The 19,250-nt window shown below is 47.9% G+C and carries 20 protein-coding genes; 1 reads left to right on the forward strand and 19 read right to left on the reverse strand.

The genetic code is table 11. The annotated features are described in order from the left end of the window. Positions 1–11 precede the first annotated feature (11 nt). The 6 genes from modA to mobA all read right to left on the reverse strand — a co-directional run bounded on the left by modA (position 12) and on the right by mobA (position 3,354). Positions 12–773 (reverse strand): molybdate ABC transporter substrate-binding protein, encoded by a 762-nt coding sequence (modA, locus tag ACYZZ0_RS05650; protein WP_461535619.1) that lies wholly within the window; start codon positions 771–773, stop codon positions 12–14. Beyond that, positions 770–1,264 carry a molybdopterin synthase catalytic subunit MoaE gene (gene moaE / locus ACYZZ0_RS05655; protein WP_461535620.1) on the reverse strand — a complete coding sequence of 165 codons (495 nt, stop codon included), beginning with the start codon at positions 1,262–1,264 and terminating at the stop codon, positions 770–772. The genes modA and moaE overlap by 4 nt, the downstream gene beginning before the upstream one ends. A gap of 7 nt (positions 1,265–1,271) precedes the next feature. Beyond that, complete coding sequence (gene moaD, locus ACYZZ0_RS05660; protein WP_461535621.1) at positions 1,272–1,610, reverse strand: molybdopterin converting factor subunit 1; 339 nt, start codon at positions 1,608–1,610, stop codon at positions 1,272–1,274. Between the two features lie 68 nt (positions 1,611–1,678). Next, the gene (gene moaC, locus ACYZZ0_RS05665) at positions 1,679–2,155 is read right to left on the reverse strand and encodes a cyclic pyranopterin monophosphate synthase MoaC (protein ID WP_461535622.1); all 477 of its coding nucleotides are present in this window, start codon (positions 2,153–2,155) and stop codon (positions 1,679–1,681) included. Between the two features lie 11 nt (positions 2,156–2,166). Further along, on the reverse strand, positions 2,167–2,694 hold the full coding sequence (gene moaB / locus ACYZZ0_RS05670; RefSeq protein WP_461535623.1) for a molybdenum cofactor biosynthesis protein B: 528 nt from the start codon (positions 2,692–2,694) through the stop codon (positions 2,167–2,169). A 21-nt stretch (positions 2,695–2,715) separates the two neighbouring features. Beyond that, positions 2,716–3,354, reverse strand: a complete 639-nt coding sequence (gene mobA / locus ACYZZ0_RS05675) for a molybdenum cofactor guanylyltransferase (RefSeq protein ID WP_461535624.1) — start codon at positions 3,352–3,354, stop codon at positions 2,716–2,718. Between the two features lie 207 nt (positions 3,355–3,561). Between mobA and ACYZZ0_RS05680 the strand changes: the two genes are divergently transcribed. Then, positions 3,562–4,446 carry a hypothetical protein gene (locus tag ACYZZ0_RS05680; protein ID WP_461535625.1) on the forward strand — a complete coding sequence of 295 codons (885 nt, stop codon included), beginning with the start codon at positions 3,562–3,564 and terminating at the stop codon, positions 4,444–4,446. Between the two features lie 33 nt (positions 4,447–4,479). Here ACYZZ0_RS05680 and ACYZZ0_RS05685 read toward each other — a convergent pair whose 3' ends face one another. The 13 genes from ACYZZ0_RS05685 to ACYZZ0_RS05745 all read right to left on the reverse strand — a co-directional run bounded on the left by ACYZZ0_RS05685 (position 4,480) and on the right by ACYZZ0_RS05745 (position 19,012). After that, complete coding sequence (locus ACYZZ0_RS05685) at positions 4,480–5,358, reverse strand: GNAT family N-acetyltransferase (RefSeq protein WP_461535626.1); 879 nt, start codon at positions 5,356–5,358, stop codon at positions 4,480–4,482. Next, the gene (locus tag ACYZZ0_RS05690) at positions 5,333–6,268 is read right to left on the reverse strand and encodes a polysaccharide deacetylase family protein (RefSeq protein WP_461535627.1); all 936 of its coding nucleotides are present in this window, start codon (positions 6,266–6,268) and stop codon (positions 5,333–5,335) included. The genes ACYZZ0_RS05685 and ACYZZ0_RS05690 overlap by 26 nt, the downstream gene beginning before the upstream one ends. Positions 6,269–6,386: 118 nt before the next feature. After that, positions 6,387–6,851 (reverse strand): Cys-tRNA(Pro) deacylase, encoded by a 465-nt coding sequence (ybaK, locus tag ACYZZ0_RS05695; RefSeq protein WP_461535628.1) that lies wholly within the window; start codon positions 6,849–6,851, stop codon positions 6,387–6,389. A gap of 98 nt (positions 6,852–6,949) precedes the next feature. Next, positions 6,950–8,023 carry a hypothetical protein gene (locus ACYZZ0_RS05700; RefSeq protein WP_461535629.1) on the reverse strand — a complete coding sequence of 358 codons (1,074 nt, stop codon included), beginning with the start codon at positions 8,021–8,023 and terminating at the stop codon, positions 6,950–6,952. Positions 8,024–8,482: 459 nt separating this feature from the next. After that, positions 8,483–8,875, reverse strand: coding sequence for a glycine cleavage system protein GcvH (gene gcvH / locus ACYZZ0_RS05705; RefSeq protein WP_461535630.1), 393 nt, complete (start codon positions 8,873–8,875; stop codon positions 8,483–8,485). A gap of 83 nt (positions 8,876–8,958) precedes the next feature. Further along, on the reverse strand, positions 8,959–10,554 hold the full coding sequence (locus ACYZZ0_RS05710; protein WP_461535631.1) for an ABC transporter permease: 1,596 nt from the start codon (positions 10,552–10,554) through the stop codon (positions 8,959–8,961). Positions 10,555–10,903: 349 nt separating this feature from the next. Further along, positions 10,904–11,923, reverse strand: coding sequence for an extracellular solute-binding protein (locus tag ACYZZ0_RS05715; protein WP_461535632.1), 1,020 nt, complete (start codon positions 11,921–11,923; stop codon positions 10,904–10,906). 114 nt (positions 11,924–12,037) lie between these two features. Next, on the reverse strand, positions 12,038–12,640 hold the full coding sequence (locus ACYZZ0_RS05720) for a DUF924 family protein (RefSeq protein WP_461535633.1): 603 nt from the start codon (positions 12,638–12,640) through the stop codon (positions 12,038–12,040). 33 nt (positions 12,641–12,673) lie between these two features. Then, positions 12,674–13,330 carry an outer membrane beta-barrel protein gene (locus tag ACYZZ0_RS05725; protein WP_461535634.1) on the reverse strand — a complete coding sequence of 219 codons (657 nt, stop codon included), beginning with the start codon at positions 13,328–13,330 and terminating at the stop codon, positions 12,674–12,676. A gap of 229 nt (positions 13,331–13,559) precedes the next feature. Then, positions 13,560–14,528 carry a LysR family transcriptional regulator gene (locus ACYZZ0_RS05730; protein ID WP_461535635.1) on the reverse strand — a complete coding sequence of 323 codons (969 nt, stop codon included), beginning with the start codon at positions 14,526–14,528 and terminating at the stop codon, positions 13,560–13,562. Between the two features lie 280 nt (positions 14,529–14,808). Beyond that, on the reverse strand, positions 14,809–16,104 hold the full coding sequence (locus tag ACYZZ0_RS05735) for an OmpP1/FadL family transporter (protein WP_461535636.1): 1,296 nt from the start codon (positions 16,102–16,104) through the stop codon (positions 14,809–14,811). Between the two features lie 150 nt (positions 16,105–16,254). Further along, positions 16,255–17,580: an OmpP1/FadL family transporter gene (locus ACYZZ0_RS05740; RefSeq protein ID WP_461535637.1), complete on the reverse strand. Its 1,326-nt coding sequence runs from the start codon at positions 17,578–17,580 to the stop codon at positions 16,255–16,257. Positions 17,581–18,067: 487 nt separating this feature from the next. Then, positions 18,068–19,012 carry a class I SAM-dependent methyltransferase gene (locus ACYZZ0_RS05745; RefSeq protein ID WP_461535638.1) on the reverse strand — a complete coding sequence of 315 codons (945 nt, stop codon included), beginning with the start codon at positions 19,010–19,012 and terminating at the stop codon, positions 18,068–18,070. Positions 19,013–19,250: the final 238 nt, after the last annotated feature.

Raw genomic sequence — 19,250 nt, forward strand, 5'->3', positions numbered from 1 at the left:
CTTTATATGATTCAAGGTTCTTCGGTTTTTTCCGGGCTGGCAGTGCCTGATATATACCCCATGGTCTGCACAATATTTTGCCCTTCTTCCGAGCAGACGAATCGACCGAAACGCATCGCAGCCTCTTGATACTTACTGTTTGAAAGCAGGACCATTCGCTGCTGTAGTGATGGATAGAAGTCAGCGGGAACAAAATACACGTTTTCGGGATTAACCTTACCCATTAACTGCGACCAGGCTACAAACCCGGCTTTGGCATTACCGCTTGCGACAAACTGCCAGGCTTGCTGCACGCTACTGCCCTTGACCAGTTTGGGCTCAGTAACGTCCCATAAGCCGGCCTGCTGCAAAGCCTCTCGAGCGGCTGCACCATAGGGTGCAAGCTCCGGGTCGGGAACAGCAATCTTGCCGGCAAGATCACGCAGATCTTCCAAGCCTTTAATCGGCTCATCTCTGTTCCATAGCACCAGTTGCCCATAGGCATAAGTTTCGCAGACTGCTGTTAGCGCCAGCTTTTTCTGGATCAGCATTTCTGGTCGGGCAGCATCGGCAGATAAAAATAAATCGTAAGGTGCACCGAATAAAATTTGATTATACAAGGCACCCGTTGATGCCGAAGAGATGGATACCTCTTCACCGGTTTTCTTTTGAAATGCCGCGGCCAGCTTTTCTGCTGTGGCTCTGAAGTTAGCTGCAACCGCGATACGAATATCCGCCGCTGCCGGCCATGCCAGTGTCACAGCCAAACAAGCCAGCAGCAACCGCCTGATCATGCTTTGGTGCCCTGACAGCAGTTATCCGCAGAACGTTCCTGTTCATCCCAGCGAGCAGCTGCATCCAGATCTTTCTGGCGTGCCTCAAGCCAGCGATCACCTTCCAGTGTCTGTTCTTTTTTCCAGAACGGCGCCCGGGTTTTCAGGTTATCCATAATAAATTCACAGGCATCAAATGCCGCGCCGCGATGGGCACTGGCAACGCCGGTAAAGACAATCTGGTCTCCCGCATGCAACTGGCCAACCCGGTGAATAACCCGCACTGCATTCAGCGGCCAGCGATCGCGTGCCTCAGCCACAATGGCTTCCAGTACGGACTGGGTCATAGCAGGGTAGTGCTCCAGGCAAAGTCCGCCCACCTTGTCGCCAAGGTTCATATCCCGGACACGACCGGAGAACATAACTACAGCTCCAGCCCCGAACTCCTGACACAGCAGGTCATACTCGGCAGCAACACTGAAGTCTTCGTTCTGAACACTGATTTCCGGCATCACAGATTCAGCCTCCGGTTACTGGCGGAAAGAAAGCGACTTCATCTCCGGCAGCGATACTGGCGTCGTCACTGACGACGGTCTGGTTAATCGCCACCAGTGTTGTCGGATGGCGCATGACCTCAGCCCAGTTCTCTCCCTTGTCTGACAAAAGCTGTCGTAACGACGAGACCGTATTACCGGCTTCTTCTCCAAGCTGCAATTCACTGCAACCTAGCTGTTCACGGTAACGGGCAAAAAACAGAACCTTGATCATATGCTTCTCTACTGCTCTGGCTCCGACAATACACTGACGCAGCAGGATTGTGGCCAGATATTTTATTGCTCTGTACAGCCGGGTATTCAAGGGGTAGATACCCGGCTATTACTTGGCTATTGCCTGGCTAGTACAGAGTATAACGACTAGCCGAATATTTAGTCGGCAATATAGTGACCGCTGCGACCACCGGATTTTTCCAGTACCCGCATGCCATCAATCTGCATTGCTTTATCCACTGCCTTGCACATGTCATACACAGTGAGAGCCGCTACAGATACCGCTGCAAGCGCTTCCATTTCAACACCGGTTTTGCCATTCAAACGACAGCAGGATTCAATCCGGATACGGTTGTTCTCTGACTCCAGCTGAAAATCCACATCGATATAATTCAGCATCAGTGGATGACACAGGGGAATCATATTGCCGCACTGCTTGGCCGCCTGAATCCCGGCGATACGGGCTACTGACAGAACATCGCCTTTCTTCAGACCATTTTCTGCCACCAGCGTCAGGGTTTCCGGCTGCATTGAAACATATGCTTCAGCACGTGCTTCACGGCGGGTGGTATCTTTATCACCCACATCCACCATATGCGCCTGCCCGTCGGCATTGGTATGGGTCAGTTGACTCATACTGGAACTCCTCAGTCGATGTTCACACCCTTGAGGCGGCCGGCAAAGTTGCAAGGACGGGTACGGCTGTCCAGCTGATCCTTGATGATTTGTTCCCAGGCAGTACGGCAGGCATTGTTGGAACCCGGCATACCGAAGATCAGGGTGCCATTTGCTACACCGGCAATGGCGCGAGACTGAATAGTAGAGGTACCAATCTGCTCGTAGGAAATCTGGCGGAACAGTTCACCAAAACCATCAACAGTACGGTCAAACAACGGCTGCAGGGACTCAGGCGTCATATCACGGTCATAGAAACCGGTACCACCGGTCACCATGACAACCTGGATATCTTCGGAAGCGATCCAGCGGGAAACAACAGCACGAATCTGGTACACGTCATCGATGCAGATAACTTTTTCGCCCAGCTTGTGGCCGGCAGACTGCAGGCTATCAGCCAGAAGACGACCGGAGGTGTCGGTCTCTTCATTGCGGGTATCGGAAACGGTCAGGACAGCAATATTCAGGGGGATAAACTCTGCTGTTTCTTTATGAGCCATGAGATAACCTTTTGTGATTTATTAAGGTGATACAGGGTTCGATGGCGACGCTGCGGACTGGCACTCGGCCCATTCAGCAGGCGTATTGGCATTTTTAAAATATACCGATTCCGTAATCGGTGCTGACTCGGAGAGCCTCATATCTTTCAACGGCATTGACAGGTTTGCAGCAGACAGACGTTGAGTTTCACCACGGTGCTGCAGCATGGCCCGAATCGACCGGTCACGGCGTCGGGGACTATCGAAACAGGCCTTGATTGCCTGCTCCAGATTCTCATCCACCGGAATATACAACGGCATACTGCTACCTTCATAACAGCATGCCTTGCCTGACTGCAGTCCTTCCTTTACCAGCTGCTGCAACAGGGAGGATGTCAGCAGTGGCATATCGACAGGTACGACCAGCAAGCCATTTCCTGCCTTGCCTGCAGCAACACAGGCATCTATTCCACCGAGAGGCCCCTGTTCCGGATACCGATCAGGAATCGAATCATCTGTAAGCCGGCCACTGATTTCTACCTGAGGCAAGCCCGCATTCCGCATCAACTGCACCATATGGCGGTATAACGGTTGTCCCTGCCAGGACAACAACGCCTTGTTCTGCCCCATACGGGAAGACTGACCGCCTGCCAAAAGCAACCCGGTTACTGCGCTGAACACGATATCTTGTCTCTGATCAGTGAAATTCCGTTCAGGATGGTACTCGTCGTTGGACTGAAGGTGCAATAGATATGAATCATCAAAATGTTATAACAACCGCTGACAGTTTTTTTACTGCGCATCCCGATTCTGCTGCTATCTTTCCAGAAAAAGGCCTCCACAGTGGCTCTAGATCCGCTACTGACAAGACATTCAGGATAACTATCAATGTTTAATGACTGTTCTGATAGTGCTGAAGACAAGCTGATACCTGCATCACTTGTTTTCAACAAACCTGAACAAGTTAAGGTCGCGCGTTTATCAGATTTCAATCCTGACTGGCAGCATACACCCAACCCTTACGGAGACTTGCCGGATATTGATTATGCCTACTGCGAACCATTTCCGCTGTTAGCCAAAACCTCCTGCTATGCAGTAGAGCAAGTCATTCACATATACCAGCACCAGCGATTTACCAGCGGCAGGGCAATTACTCTGCGTGGCACACCTCAAATTAAAGAGTGGTTTGCCTGCAGTGAACTCCGGCAGATCGTCTCCGAACTTGCCGGGGTGCCACTGAAAGCCCACACAATGCCCATTGAACAAGCACATATTAACCTGCAGATTGAGGCTGACCGAAAAGAGCACCACCATCGGGAAGTCATAGATAACTGGCACTATGATTATGTGCCATTTGTCCTGATTTGCATGATCAGCAGACATAGTGAAGCCCGGGGAGGGAAAATATGTACTTCCAGCAGAGAGTTTGAGCTTCAGCCTGGCGAGGCAGTTTTGATGCAGGGCAGCCATGTCAGGCATATGGCAGAAAAATCAAGCGATAACCATCGTGTAACGCTGGTTGTATCTTTCGTGCCAGACAGTATTGATCATGTCGATATGACCCGGGTTGATCGTAATCATCTGCCTTATGGTAATCACGAACCCCTGTTTGAGATGGCGGTGCAAAGCCGGTTCGACAGGATAAGAAAACAAATGCTGCGACTATCCTGCCTTGAGCCTGACCGTGATCTGGAGCAGATCAGCCACTATATTTCAGCCCTCAGTGAAGAGCTCCAACGCTGGAAAAAACTGATAAATCCGGAATACAGATAAAACAGATTTTACGAGTACAACAATGAGCAGTTGTCACCCTGTTTCGAGATTAGTAAGGCCATAGATACCCCCTAACTCTATCTCTCGTGGTGTACGCGTGTACATTCGCAATGTTTCCCAGACCAGCTTCATATTTAGCTCGGCAGCCAGTGTCAGGCCGGAATTATTAACTTCCGGCATATCGATCATTACCGGATAACGTCCCAGAAGTTGCGCCGCTTTGATCAACAGAGCCCGGGCCACCATCGGGGAGTCAGCAAACAGTGGCCCTACCTTGGCCCCTTCGATACAAGGCCGAAGCACAATATACCCAGTCACAGTATGACCACTTAACGCAACCTGAACAATGGCATCACTCTGACTCAGCCAGACAGCCAAAAAATCTCGTCGCCAGGCTGGAAAAAAACGCTCATCAAAGCTGGCAATCTGATCCAGTAAGTCAGATCTGAAGGGCACTATATCCATATCTTCAATATTTGAAGGGAGATCAGATACTTCCTGTTCAAGATGAAAGCGGCGAGTACGATAGGCTGCTTTAAATCCCGCACTGGAATAAGCAGCAACATTGCTGATAACACCATCCAGCCCGATAATCCGGTCACCGGCAAAATCCCGGCGACGACGGGTAATTGCCATGCCATATCCCTGATGGCGAAACTCTCTGGCAACGATATAAAGGCCAAAAAAAGCAAAATTATCATCGTACGCCATGACACTACCACAACCAATCATACGGTTATTAAGCCGTCCGGCAAAAAGCCCATTGGCATTGGCCGCGTAGAAAGTTGCGGCGTCATTAACCCCGGGATTCCAGCCTTCTTTCTGTTCCCACAACACCATTTGTTGTGCTTCCTGCGAGGTCATGGTTTCAATGCGAAACCGGTCATTACTGTTTTCCGATATCACACGCATCTATGAACTCCAGAGGACGAATTGACAGCAGAGAGGGTAGAGATGAAAGTGGCGTTGTTTTTACAGGAGGAACATTCTTGCGCCAGCAAGTCGAAATATCTTCCCGACGGCAAATCCAGACACCATCCCTCTTGTGTATATATTCAATAAATCGTCTTAGCGCCTCGGCACGCCCCGGATGCCCTGAAATACGACAGTGCAGTCCGATTGTCATCATGGCAGGTCGTTTTGCGGATTCACGATACAAGCCGTCAAAGGCAAAACGTAAATTGTTCCAGCCGGATTCCGGTGATGACCATCCCGGTGAAACCAGGTAGTTACAGTCATTGGTTATCAGGCTGTATGGAATGATTAAATGATAGCCGGTCTTATACTGCAGGTAATATGGCAGATCATCATCATAGGCATCAGAGTCATAATGGACTCCAGCCTCAATAACCAGCAACCGGGTGTTATAACTTTTGCGTCCGGTGTACCACCCGGTTGCTTTCTTTTTTGTCAGGCGACTGATGGTATCCAGCGTCCTCAGGACATGTTCTCTTTCCTTTTCCACCGGCACATGATGATAGTCAATCCAGCGCCAGCCATGTCCTGCAACTTCATGATCTGAAGCTTCCAAGCATTCACAAAGCAAGCGGTTTCTTTCAAGAGCAAGCCCACAGGCAAACAGGGTGATGGGTATATTAAAATCAGCAAATAAATCCAGTAGCCTCTGACACCCCGGCCCCGCCCCATATCGGAAAAAAGACTCACAGGATTCATGCCGGCCGTGACGCGCAGTAAAACCAGGAAAACCGGTCAGGTAGGATTCCGATTCTCCATCCCCATCTCGCACATTACGCTCGGCATCTTCTTCATAATTCAGTACAAAATTGACTGCGATACGCGCATTTTTCGGCCATGGGCTCAAAGCTCACCTCCAGCGCGAAAGCAACGGAAGAAGCTCTCAGCATAGACGGAGAATAGATAAAAAACTCCGCGTAGAGGTGATTGGTGATGGGAATAAAGTGGCGAATCCGAGGGGTTGGCTATTCAGTCAGACGTCCCGTTTTACCTCTGGTCTGCTTGAGCAAATCCTGAGGACAGAGTTCCAGGGAAAGTCCCCGACGACCGGCGCTGACAAAGATGGTTTCAAAACTCAGAGCGGACTCATCCAGAAAGACCGGTAACTGTTTTTTCTGGCCTAATGGGCTGATCCCACCGGCTATATAGCCTGTTGTTTTCTCTGCTAATGCCACATCAGCCATCCGCAGCTTTTTGACACCTGCAACCTTTGCGATTGCTTTCATCGACAGGCGCCCACTGACAGGCACGATGCAATTTATCAGGCCTTTGCCAGTATCTGCGACCAGTGTTTTATAAACCTGATTTTCAGATACGCCAAGCTGCTGTGCAGATTCATGGCCATAATCCGTGCACTGTGGATCATGCCTGTATTCATGGACAGTATGTCTTATTCGGGCTTTGGAAATAAGCATGATTGCTGGTGTCATATGTCCCTCTGAGTAAAACAACACCTATACCTGCGAGCCATTAGACTCCGTCTATACATGTGACTGCAACGTTACGCTTACCATTTCATTTCAAATTTCTAATCTTTTTTGTCAGCTAAAGATCGTGTAGATAAGGTATCTTTGATTTTTTGTTTCTCAAGGACCCGGCGTCTAGCCGCCTCCATCCCCATCATATTTGCTTTTTCATTAGAGGCTGAGGCGCAGCGTATCATTAAAGAATCCAGTATCGCCTTTCCTTCCCTGCTTTCTTCCATCAGCTGCTCCATAGATATTCCTCTATCGGGACTACTGATCAAGCTGGCATATCCACTACTGTCACTACTCGATCTACTACGACGCCCGCTTCTCTCTTTACAGCTACCGAAGATGGGAACCCCATAAGAACTAGCTATTGAGCCATTCACAGTATCTGAGCCTATTGCGTCAGACCGCCGACGAACAGGCTCTCTTTTATTTGCTACAGATGAAAAAACAAGTAAAAAAACCTCATTTTTACATCCAAATTTCAGCGCAGTGAACGAAGTTCCATCATAGTAAACAGTCACATTCCAGTAGTCGTCCGTACGAAAAACACAGTCTAAGAATATTCCGGGGGTGCCTGATCTTGATGCTGCTGCACGAATAGTATCGATAATTTGTGCTGCTGAATCAGCAAATCTGTCTTCTGAATCCATGCTTGTGGACTGAAAAGAAAAGGGGAAAAGAGAGGCAGCTTCTTCCTCTGTTAACTGGCTATCTTCAATATGCTTTCTACCTTCATTGACATTCATCATTCTGAATAGCAGCTTATGGAGCAGTATTTTTTGATCCCATTCAGATGAGTTAATCTTTTCCTCAGCTCCATTTACCTTTATCCAGTACTTTTTGACTTGTTCTTCAAACTCGCCCCCATTTACCTTTACCTCACAGCTTCTGAATTGTTTTTCAACCTCAAATACGCATGCTTTTCTGCCTCGCAATTCAGTGAAAAGGTTTCTCTTAGACTTCAACTGAGCAAGAAAACACCCCTGCTTACTAAAACACCATGGTAGTAGCTGTTTTGCTCTAGTTGTTTGCTCAGCTTCATCAACCGCATGGCTCAATTCAATAGACGCCCAACCACGTAAAAGTATGGATATTTCTTCTACGCCGGGTCCTGTTGTTTCTTTCATGCAGGTAACATGACCGCACATGTACCTTCCCTCGTTTCTGGAAGAAATGCAAAGTTGAATATCTTCCCGAACCCTCCATATACTTTCTTCTCCTCCATGAGATAGAAAATAGACATGCAAAATTTCCGAACTAGCAATGACATTAAAAGAAAATACAACAAATATTAAAGACAGGAACATTAGTTCCTTGAGGGGAGAAAATAAATTGACTGCCAAGCATATCAATCTAAAGCTACAACTTATCGACTTGCACCGATACATCATCGCTATCCAAGTCAGTTTTTATTTTGATAAACTAGCTGTTTTTGTATCTTATTCAACTAAAATGACTTGGTAGATTTATTGGGCTATCAGGAATAGCCTTACTCTTAATCAAAAGTTCATAATCAATATAGCCCCAATGAAAAATCATCGGGGACATATCGTTACTGCGAATATAAAAGTTTTGCAGCCTCTCACTCAACCCTCTGACTCTACGACTCCACTATAGCCATCCGCATCCAATAAGCTTTCCAGCTCACTTTCATCACTCAGCTTGAGTTTGAAAATCCAGCCATCAGTATAAGGCGCACTGTTTACAGTTTCCGGCGCTTCATCCAGCTCTTCATTAACAGCTACCACTTCACCAGAAACGGGGGCATAGATATCAGAAGCGGCCTTTACAGACTCAACGACTCCGACTTCATCACCGGTAGACAGTGCAGTGCCGACTTCCGGCAATTCGACAAAAACCACATCACCCAGTAGCTGCTGGGCATGATCGGTGATGCCAATAGCAACCACGCCACCCTCTTCAACCTGAACCCATTCATGGGACGATGCATAGCGCAGCTCTGACGGAATACTGCTCATGACAGCTCTTCTCCTGTTGACCCTGAAAAAGCCGACTCTAAGAAATTCTTGTCATGCAGACAATACCAGTGGGAAGCCCAAAGCTACTTTTCGGCACGACGCATCAACATAATCACAGGTATCATTCCCGTTAGCAGCAATATAACAGCAGGCAGTGCAGCACGCTCCCACTCGCCTTCAGCAGTCATCTGATATATACGCACCGCCAGCGTTTCCCAGCCAAACGGACGTAGTAACATGGTAGCCGGCATTTCTTTCAACACATCAACCATAACCAGTAGCAGTGCTGTCAGTGTTCCCGGAGCTATAACGGGCAAATAGACCCGTCGTACCAGTGACTTTCCTCCAACGCCCAGGCTTCTAGCCGCTTCCGGGATTGAAGGCTTCAGTCTTTGAAGCGCAGAATCAACTGGCCCATAGCCCACCGCCATAAAGCGCACCATATAAGCCAGTAATAGTGCTGGTAAGCTACCCACCAGCCACATTTGTGGCTCCATACCCAGCCAGCTTGCCAGAGGTATTAGTACACCCTTATCGATCCAGCTAAAGCCGATCATAATTCCAACTGCAAGCACAGAGCCCGGCAATGCATATCCCAGGGTTCCGACAGAAGCTGAAAAGTTTGTCCAGCGATCCGGCTGCAACCGTTTCGCCAGTGCCAAAATGAGTGCGGCACCAACAGTTATCACAGCGGCCATGACGCCCAACAGCAAAGTATTGGTGATTCGCTCCCAGTAACGGGCGTCCAATTCAATATCGACAACACTGACAGCCCATTGCAGTAACTGTGCAACCGGAACAACAAAAGCAAGTAAAACAACGACAGTACAAAAGCCACTGGCCAGCCAGGACTGAATACCAGCAAGCTGAAACCTTGGATTATTATGACGAATCTGGCTCTGGGTAAAACGGGCACTACCTCTGGCTTTTCGCTCGCCAAAAACCATCAGAGCAACCAGCAACAACAATAACGTTGCCAGTTGAGCCGCCGCCTGCAGATTAAAAAACCCATACCACGACTTGTATATGGCTGTTGTAAAAGTGTCGTAATTAAAAACCGAGACTGTACCGAAGTCGGCAAGTGTCTCCATCAACGCAAGCGATACTCCCGCCATTATCGCCGGCTTTGCCATAGGCAGAGCCACAGATATAAATGCCTGTAACGGTGAACGCCCCAGTATCCGGGCTGCATCAAATAGCTGACGCCCCTGGGTACGAAAGGCAGTGCGTGCCAACATATAAACATAGGGGTAAAAAACCAGAACAAGTACCGCTATAACGCCTCCGGTACTGCGAAACTCTGGTAGCGATCTAATCCCAAACCATTGCCGCAGAGCAGTTTGCACCGGCCCACTGAAGTCCAACAGCCCCACATAAACAAACGCCAGCACATACGCCGGCATGGCAAAGGGCAAAAACAGCGCCTTATCCAGCCAGTTGCGCCCGGGAAACTCACAGGTTGCAGTCAGCCAGGCAAGGCTGACACCCAGTACAGTGACCCCAACACCAACACCTGTCAGCAATGTGAGTGTATTCCCTACCAGCCGGCCTAACTGGGTTTCCAGCAAATGCTGCCAGATATCGACAGGCACCTCATACCAGCTGAACAACAGCACTGACAGCGGCAGAATAACCACAGCAGCAATAGATAACGCGGAAAAACGCCAGGGCTTATGCATCAAAACTCTCTGACTCAAACTGACCAGGGGCTGTTGACAATTAAACATGCGACCAGCCGCCCATGGATTACGCCAGGTTAGACGCGAGCTGTGCGGTGTGGTTATTCCACATAAACAGTGAGCAACGCGGCATGGCGTAATCCATGGGCGGCCCTTCGGGTTCATCACACAAGCCCTCATGCCACGTTGAACGGCTTGAACATAGAACCACCATGCCCCGCGCCGCTCACCTTACCTGAGGGCTTGTGTGATGAACTGGTCACATGTTTAATTGTCAACAGCCCCTAACAACCAAAACGACAAAAGCCGCGAATTATCGCGGCTTTTGTCAGTAAGAACCAGTTACGTATTAGTTATAACGTACACGGTCCATCAGCTTGATCGCTGTTGCCTGCAGCTGGCCTGCAGAACTTACATTCAGATCGTCCTGACGGAAGTTACCCCAGTCGGCAACTTGCTGGCTTGGCTTGACTGCCGGGTTCGCTGCATATTCCATGTTTTCATCAGCAAAAACAGACTGGGCTTCCGGTGTGCTCAGCCACTCCAGGAACTTTTGTGCTGCTTCAGGGTGCTTGGCGTGACGGGTTACGCCGGCACCGGAAACATTGACGTGAACACCGGAGCTATCCTGATTGGCCCAGAACAGTTTCAGGTTGGTGTCAGGATTCTTCTTCTGCAGACGACCGAAGTAGTATGTATTAACGATGGTCACATCACACTGACCAGCTGCAACAGCCTTCATCGCTTTAGTGTCATTGGAGAATACCGGAGCCGCCAGGTTGGCAACCCAGCCTTTAACAACTTCTTCAGCCTTGGGCTCACCCATACGTTCTACCATAGTGGCTACCAGAGATTGGTTGTACACCTTCTTGGAAGTACGCAGGCACAGGCGACCTTTCCACTCAGGACCCGCCAGATCTTCATAGGAGCTCAGCTCTTTTTCCTTAACCCGGTCTCCGGCGTAAACCAGAGTACGGGCACGTACGGACAGGCCATACCAGGTATTGTTCGGGTCACGCAGGTGGGAAGGGATATTGGCTTTCAGAGTGTTTGATTCAATGGCTTGCAGCAGGCCTTTGTTGCTGGCTTGCCACAGGTTGCCTGCGTCTACAGTAATCAGCAGGTCAGCCGGAGAAGCCTTGCCTTCAGCTTCCAGACGAGCCATCAGAGGACCCGGCTTGTCAGTAATGTAACGGAATTTGGTACCTGTCTTCTGAGTGTACAAGTCAAACAGCGGCTTGATCAGATGCTCTTTACGGGCACTGTAAACAACCAGTTCATCGGACTTTTCTGCAGCCAGTGCTGAAACACTGAAACCTACGGTAGCCGTAGCGGCAATTGCTGTTACAAAAGTTTTTATCCGATTCATTGGTTTGCAGCCTTTCCGTCTTTTGTGTAAATCTTATATTTTCAAAAATCGGACCGAATACTAACCATTCGCATTAACCTTTACAATAGTAGCTGCATTTATAATGACTTCCAGCTACTGACCAAAACGCTCACCTCCGGCATCCAGCCACTGTTGTTCTTCTGATGTCATTTGTCTGCCTAATGCTTGATTCCGGTGAGGGAAGCGGCCAAAGCGTTGAATAATATCCCTGTGAAGCATGGAAAAATTAACCGAGGACTGGGCAATATTTTTAAACGAAGCTGACGCGTTATTGGCTATCTGTTTGTAAAGCTGCACACCCTGCTGTTGATCTTCAAGCATTTCAGAGTGCTGATAAGGCATACAGGCGAAAATACTTTCATCACCATTCAGTTTCATTATTTCTCCTGTCTTGTACAGCTTTTTAGACAGGTTGATCGCTCTGCTATCACCATCAAATGCCCGCTTGGTTCCCCTAAATAGATTCCGTGGCAACTGGTCCAGAACCAGAATTAAAGCCAGTGTCCCTCGGGCTGTTTGTTCCCATTCAGCAAACCCACCAGAGAGAGCAAAATTAACTTCTTCGAGAAACTGCTCCCTCAATAAGGCATCGAATGCAGCACCACCGGTAAACCAACGCTGACGATACTCTGGCAATGACATGCCATGTTCCATCGGTCCAAACCAGACATCCAGTACTGCATCATAATCTTTCATCAAGCTACTCCAACATTCTGTAGTTCGTTTTGATTAGAAACGATAGACAACACTGACTGTTTTAATATCAATACCGTCTTCATCCTCGATTCCGTGGAATCGCTCCCATTCAGCACGCACACTGATATTATCGGCCAGGTTTGCTGACAATCCTCCACCGAACAGGTAGTCAAAACCATTATCTTTTTCTGTTTTGTTTACAGAGACACCCTGAGCATTACTACCTTTAACACTGAATTCATGTTCCCAGTAATGCATACCAACCCGACCAAAAACGCCAACCCATTCATTAAAAGACCATTGCCCTAACAGCGAGGTCGAAGCTGCCTGATATTCAGAATCCAGCTTGCCACTTAAAGTTGAAGTCGTACCATTCTGAGTCACCGTCGCGGTGAAATGTCCCGAAGTATGTCCCAGGTCTTGATAGCTTGCTTCTATCGCAAAGTGATTATTAATTTGATAGCCAGTGAAAACTTTCCAGACATTGGTTCCGTCTTTTTCTCCAGCAGACAGAGTTGTAATACCAAGCCCTGTTTTATTCATCACTTTACGAACATCAGGCCCTCGCTCATGACCAACAACTTCTACTTCGCCACTACCTCCAGCAACCCCCATATACCAAGCTGAATCCGCATACGCTGTATTAGCAAGAAAATAAGCCGCAGCTATCAAGACCAGACTTTTATTCATGGTGTTGCCCCTTTTCTTTTATTTTCTCTTTAAAACACCTTGTTATTTTTTCATCTTATCACCAAGCCGAATTAAAAGACTCAGCTCTGATCTTCAAATACTGATTATTTTATTAATCACCAGCAAGAGTTGTGATTTTTTATTTATAGTGTTCAGCTTGGAATGCAATTAAAAACAGAAGGGCAACGATATTCTCTATTGCCCATATCTCCTGATAGTATTAGCCAGGCTAAAAGGCCTGATCAGTTTTATCCGAGTTTTCTATTACAGCAGTTTTTTCCAGAGCACTGCAGTGATCAAATAAAACAGACCTGAACCAGGCCTGCTCTGGATTACGATGCTGTAACCTGTGCCAGGTCAAAAGATAATCAGAGTCCAGAGTTGCCAACTCAACAGGCAGTTTTACTGCGCTCAAGTGATGCCGTTCAAGCAATGGCTCACACATATCCAGCGTACCAATCATCAGCGACCGGGTTTTACTGACAACTTCTAGCGCTGCATGGATATCTGTTGCCGTCAGCAGTACATCACGGCGCAGCATCATCTCTGTCAGTTGCTGCATCAGCGGATGATCCTTGAATTCGTAGTATCTCAGGCTGATATGTGGATAACTGAGAAATTCATCCATATTCAACCGCTCTTTCGTAGCAAGAGGATGATCATTTGCCAGAAAAATAACAGGGCGCGCGGGCCCAATTCTGCGCTGATACAAATCAGGCCTGTCCTGCACAGCGATATTGATACAGGCATCCAGCTTGCCTGTACTCATGGCCTGGCTACTTTCCTCATTCCAGGTTGTCAGATGTAGCCTCACACCAGGTGCCACTCTGCCTAAATAAGTCAGTAATCGCGGTAGCAGCTGTACCGAAAGGTGCTCCATCAGACTGATGTTGAATGTCTGACTGCATTCGAAAGGATCAAATTTTGGCGGTTCGACAAGCCGTGAAACCTGTCCCAGGGTTCCGCTCAGCTCTTCCTGCAACTCCAGAGCACGATTCGTTGGCTGCAGCCCGTGAGGTCTGCGGATAAACAACTCATCACCAAACACATCACGTAACCGGCCAAGCGCTCGACTGATAGCAGATTGACTCAGACTGAGACGCCGAGCAGCACGACTGACACTGCACTCTTCCAGCAATACATGCAGAGTAACCAACAGGTTCAAGTCATATCGACGAAGTTTATCAGGACGTAACAACAGACAGCCTCTCCAGCCAACCGGGAGTTATTTATTCTTTCATGTCAGAAAAGCGATACGGATAATTTCAGCCATTCTGTCATGAGTTCGAAGCAGCCTGTTTGCGCAAGTCAGCCCCTAGGGGCAACTTGTTTTAACAACACAAGCCCTGGACCGGGCAGGATATCGGTCACAGAGCTTGTGTGAGTATTCGTATTTTTTCGTAACGCTGATATTCAGCACCAGTATTCAGCAAACAAGGAGCATCCTGCTCAAAGTCAGCCCGACATTATACATACCATCAGAAACGGTGGTTGTATTGAACACTGAAGATTTGCACATTACCTCGAGTCACTTTCGAGCGGTAATTCAAGTCAATTTTTCCCACACCCGGAATATCAGGCGACTGTACCTGGTTGATATCAACTGTATCTCCATGGAGATAAGCATAACCAAAATCTAGCTTCTGCTCAGAACTGATTTTCCAGCTGGCTCCAAGTGTGTACCATGTCCGGTCAGTATCCGGAATACGATAAGTTCTATATTTGTCACTGGTAGGGGTTTCATCATAGGCAACCCCGGCTCTCAATAACAGATCCGGTCGCAAATCATGAGTCACGCCAACAGCATACCGCCAGGTATCTTTCCATTTCAGGGTTTCTTTATAATCAAAAGCAATTCCGTCTTTTAGCTTGGGAGCAATCTCCTTAAGACTGGACCAGCCAATTCTCATCACACTGGCATGTAAGGCAGTCACGTCTGTGAGTCGTTGCCAAATTGAAAGCTCTGTAATTTCAGGCATATCGAGCTTTACATGACCTTTTTTATTATGCCATTGACTGTTAATGTCCGATTTAACTTTACCTTCGATTTTAGTATCGATCTGTGAGCGGTATGTAAGGCCTATACGTGTCTGATCACTGACTTCCCATAACACACCCATATTCCAACCATAAGCCCAGTCATCCCCATCCATTTTGAAGACTTTTTTTGATGACAGCGCCGCTGGCAGAGGTGCTGGTATGGTTTGTGGAAAAGTGGACGATATCGAAGCATCAATAAACAGAGCATTAAGGCCAAGACCAAAGCTGAAATGATCATTCAGCCGATATGCCAGACTTGGATTGAAATTAACTGTTGTGATCGCGCTTTCATCAGCAGCAAGGGTAATATTGGATTTTTTCCCGTAATCTGTACTCAACCCAAAGTTAGAGAAAATACCAAAACCCAGAGCCCACTGATTATCAATGGGGTGTACATAATAAAGTGCAGGGATATATTCCTTTCCGGCAACCTTATCTTCCTTGAGGTGCATTATATTAGTGTTGGCAACACTGATATCTCCTTCTACCCGTACATCAGGTATGACACAGGTACCAACGAGAGTCAGTTCCGGCCTCTCCAGCATGCTCATGGCTGCCGGATTGCGTGCAACAACAGAGGCATCATCAGCCATCGCTGCCTCACCGGCAAAGGCACGACCTAGGCCGGCGGCACTGTGTTCATTCAGCTGGAAGCCGGCAGCTTCGGCTTGCTGCATTAGAGGCGTTAGAGATAAAGCAAGTGCGGACAGAGGTAATAGTTTTTTGTACTGCATACAACCTAAACCTTTGACGGCGACACTGCCGACAGAAATTAGTTTTCGTGATTTGTGTCTCAGCACGAAAAGCTAGTTTAGTTTCAGCAGAGCTGCACAAAAAAAGGCCGCCCGGTTTCCCGGACGGCCTTTTTAAAAAGATCTCTGTTATCAGAATACGTAGTTCAGCTGCACACCGATAATGTGAGAGCTGTTGTTGTATTCACCAACCAGACGGCCATAAGGCGCATTTACGGAGCCATCTTTGTTGTGCTTGTCTTCATCTATTTTACTTTTCTTCAGCTTGACGTAAGCGTAGGCAAAGTCGATGTCCATGCTTTCAGACAGCTTATAGTTGGCACCCAGGGTAAACCAGTTACGGTCTGAATCAGGAGAACGTACAGTACGGGTCTTGTCAGTAACCGGGGACTCATCAAACATATAACCGGCACGTAACAGCAGCTCGTCGTTGTACTGATAGGATGTACCCAGAGAGAAGGCCCAGGTATTTTTCCAGTTCATGGGAACATATGAATATACATTCGGGCTTGTAGTCACAACATGGAATTGTTCAAACCGGCTCCAGCGTGTCCATGTCACATCAGACATGACGGTCCAGCGGTCATCAATTTTGTGAGTTACACTGGCGAGTACTTTTTCCGGCATTGTAATCTTGAGACTTGCATCCAGCTTCTGGTTGGGAGCGACAGCTGGAGATGCATTCTCGATTTTGAAATCACCCTTCAATTCGAATTCCAGCTTGGAATGATACGCCAGTCCAAGGGTGGTTGCTTCGGTAACATTCCAGGTCGCACCAATATTCCAACCGATCGTAGTATCGTCACCTTCGACAATAGCATCGGCTTGTACTGGCACAGGAGCAGGCAACCAGCTCTTTTGCGTAAGCTCTCCCTTAACATAAGAACCTACCAAGCCAAAACCAACAGAAACATCATCGGTAAATTTATATGCCAGAGTTCCCTGCAGGTTTACAACCTTGACGCTGGTTTTATCTCCGAAATATTTACCTGCCCAGTTATTTTTGTAATCCAGTTCGATACCGTACGGTGCATAACTTGCCAAACCAAAACTCAGCTTGTCATTGACTGGCATGGTGAAATAACCGAAAGGAACCAATGTTCCACTCTGAAACTTCTTTGTTTTGCCACTAATAGTACCACCGGGCCCGGTGTAACTACCTTCAAATTCACCACCATCCATGATGTAGTCGGTGCCTACAGCAATCTGCTTGCCCTCAAGCATACTGATAGCTGCCGGGTTTGAAGCTGAGATAGATGCATCAACAGCATTGGAAGCACGGCCTGCAAAACCTGTCCCCAAGTAACTGGCAGACTGTTCGTTGATACCGTAACCGGCAGCTTGTACCAGTGAAGCCTGGGATGCTACGGCAATAGCAGATGCCAGCAGTGCTTTACGGCTGATCCGGGCCAGTGTGTGTTTGGTATTGTTATGGACAAGGCGGGATGCGTGAGCCATGACTACTCCAGAGGTCTTTTAAAACGATGAACATATCCGAATGTTCACAAAAGAAGACGTCCAGACCGCCACACTTGTGTTGACTGCGCTCAATCTCAACGTTCTTTGTAAGAACGACTCCCTGACGGAACGCATTTACATTTTTAATGTCGTGTACTTGTGACGGTCAGATGATTGACGACCGCACTCTATCCAAGAAGTTTCTTAACAACCAATGACATTATATGGAATCAGATATTACAGAAACGCATATCAAGTTACATTCAGAAACACTTCAAAAACAGTGTAATTTATTCACCAAAAGTGAATTTAACCGGTTTATCAATCCAAAAACAGGGGCTTTTCGTTACAGATAGGGTGTAAAGCTTTATTACGGAGATATGCAGTGAATGCAAAAGAAGCCAGAGCAATAAAGAGTACTCAGGATAACTGATGCAGACCGATGCTCTCTCAAGCACCAGTCCGAATTAGCTTGCTGACGAAAAGATCAGGATCTGTCCAACTCTTGAGGCTTCGGTTCTGAACTTCGCTTGGCAACAACCAGCTTATAACTGATCAGGTCATGGTAAACCCCCCAGCGCATAAACCCGACACCGATTCTCAGTCGCCACCACAATTTGGAGCGAATCATTGAACCCAGGTTTTCATGGTGCTGGGAAAACCAGTAGCAAAAGCCGGAGATGACATCTTCAGTGAGATCCAGCATCTCTACCTGATCAAACCCGGCCTCATTCAGCAACTTCAAATATTGATCCTCTGTCTTCAGAGTATCCTGATGGATTCCTCTTGCAGCCGAGAGTAGCCGGAGCTTTCTTGCTTCTCTGGCATCATTGCAGGGTCTGGACTGAATAAAGTCGGTCATTACCAGAACACCGTCTTTTGTCAGCAGTCGGTTGGCCTGTTCAAGAAAAACCGGGCGACGTTCAAAGCTGACTGCACTGTCGAGTGCGATGACCTTATTCACACTACCCGCTTCGCGCTGGCGCAGGATTTTTTCATTTCCCAGTTGCAGTCGTATCTCACCCGATTCATCAAACCGGCCCCGACCGGATTCCAGCAACTGTTCATCATCTGTCAGACCGACAATCTGTTCGACCTGATAGTAATCCCGCCACATCCGCAACTGATCAAGACTGGTAAATCCTGCATCCAGTACCCGGTCACCGGGAGACAGACAGGCTTTGTCAGCAACCAGCCCGGCCAGCTCCTGACAAGCTTTCGGATAGGTTGCAGCATCCCGCCAGTAACCCAGCAGATGCCAGTCAGAGCGTGCAGACGGGCCAGTATTGAGCAGCCAGCGATCCTCACTCTCAAGACGCCCCTGGCGAACCCCCAGAATATTTTGTTGGAACATCCGCAGGCCGTAGCCCAAGACCCCGGACATAATCAGCCAAGTACAGAATACACCCAGCAGAAACGCACTAATCCACACGCCACTCACTCCTGAAACTTACTTTTTATGACAGCTACACTGCCATAAAACTCCATAATTCGGTCTGACTGGCGATTATAACCCTATCGCAACTTTTTCAGCATTTGTCAGTCTGAATAGATATGTCATTGATTTAGCGGAAAAATGTTTTTGTGCCTGAGTTGACGGCATGAACAGCACTTTTACTGAGGGTTTACTGAGGAAACAACAGGCTACAGAACCTCCAGGCGCCGGGATC

Origin of the sequence: Spongorhabdus nitratireducens, assembly GCA_947387575.1 — a bacterium.
GTDB lineage: Bacteria > Pseudomonadota > Gammaproteobacteria > Pseudomonadales > Endozoicomonadaceae > CANDOC01.

Coding starts and splice junctions, on each gene's coding strand:
- modA (WP_461535619.1), bottom strand. CDS start 773: ATGATCAGGCGGTTGCTGCTGGCTTGTTTGGCTGTGACACTGGCATGG.
- moaE (WP_461535620.1), bottom strand. CDS start 1,264: ATGCCGGAAATCAGTGTTCAGAACGAAGACTTCAGTGTTGCTGCCGAG.
- moaC (WP_461535622.1), bottom strand. CDS start 2,155: ATGAGTCAACTGACCCATACCAATGCCGACGGGCAGGCGCATATGGTG.
- moaB (WP_461535623.1), bottom strand. CDS start 2,694: ATGGCTCATAAAGAAACAGCAGAGTTTATCCCCCTGAATATTGCTGTC.
- ACYZZ0_RS05680 (WP_461535625.1), top strand. CDS start 3,562: ATGTTTAATGACTGTTCTGATAGTGCTGAAGACAAGCTGATACCTGCA.
- ACYZZ0_RS05685 (WP_461535626.1), bottom strand. CDS start 5,358: ATGCGTGTGATATCGGAAAACAGTAATGACCGGTTTCGCATTGAAACC.
- ybaK (WP_461535628.1), bottom strand. CDS start 6,851: ATGACACCAGCAATCATGCTTATTTCCAAAGCCCGAATAAGACATACT.
- ACYZZ0_RS05700 (WP_461535629.1), bottom strand. CDS start 8,023: ATGAAAGAAACAACAGGACCCGGCGTAGAAGAAATATCCATACTTTTA.
- gcvH (WP_461535630.1), bottom strand. CDS start 8,875: ATGAGCAGTATTCCGTCAGAGCTGCGCTATGCATCGTCCCATGAATGG.
- ACYZZ0_RS05710 (WP_461535631.1), bottom strand. CDS start 10,554: ATGCATAAGCCCTGGCGTTTTTCCGCGTTATCTATTGCTGCTGTGGTT.
- ACYZZ0_RS05715 (WP_461535632.1), bottom strand. CDS start 11,923: ATGAATCGGATAAAAACTTTTGTAACAGCAATTGCCGCTACGGCTACC.
- ACYZZ0_RS05720 (WP_461535633.1), bottom strand. CDS start 12,640: ATGAAAGATTATGATGCAGTACTGGATGTCTGGTTTGGACCGATGGAA.
- ACYZZ0_RS05725 (WP_461535634.1), bottom strand. CDS start 13,330: ATGAATAAAAGTCTGGTCTTGATAGCTGCGGCTTATTTTCTTGCTAAT.
- ACYZZ0_RS05735 (WP_461535636.1), bottom strand. CDS start 16,104: ATGCAGTACAAAAAACTATTACCTCTGTCCGCACTTGCTTTATCTCTA.
- ACYZZ0_RS05740 (WP_461535637.1), bottom strand. CDS start 17,580: ATGGCTCACGCATCCCGCCTTGTCCATAACAATACCAAACACACACTG.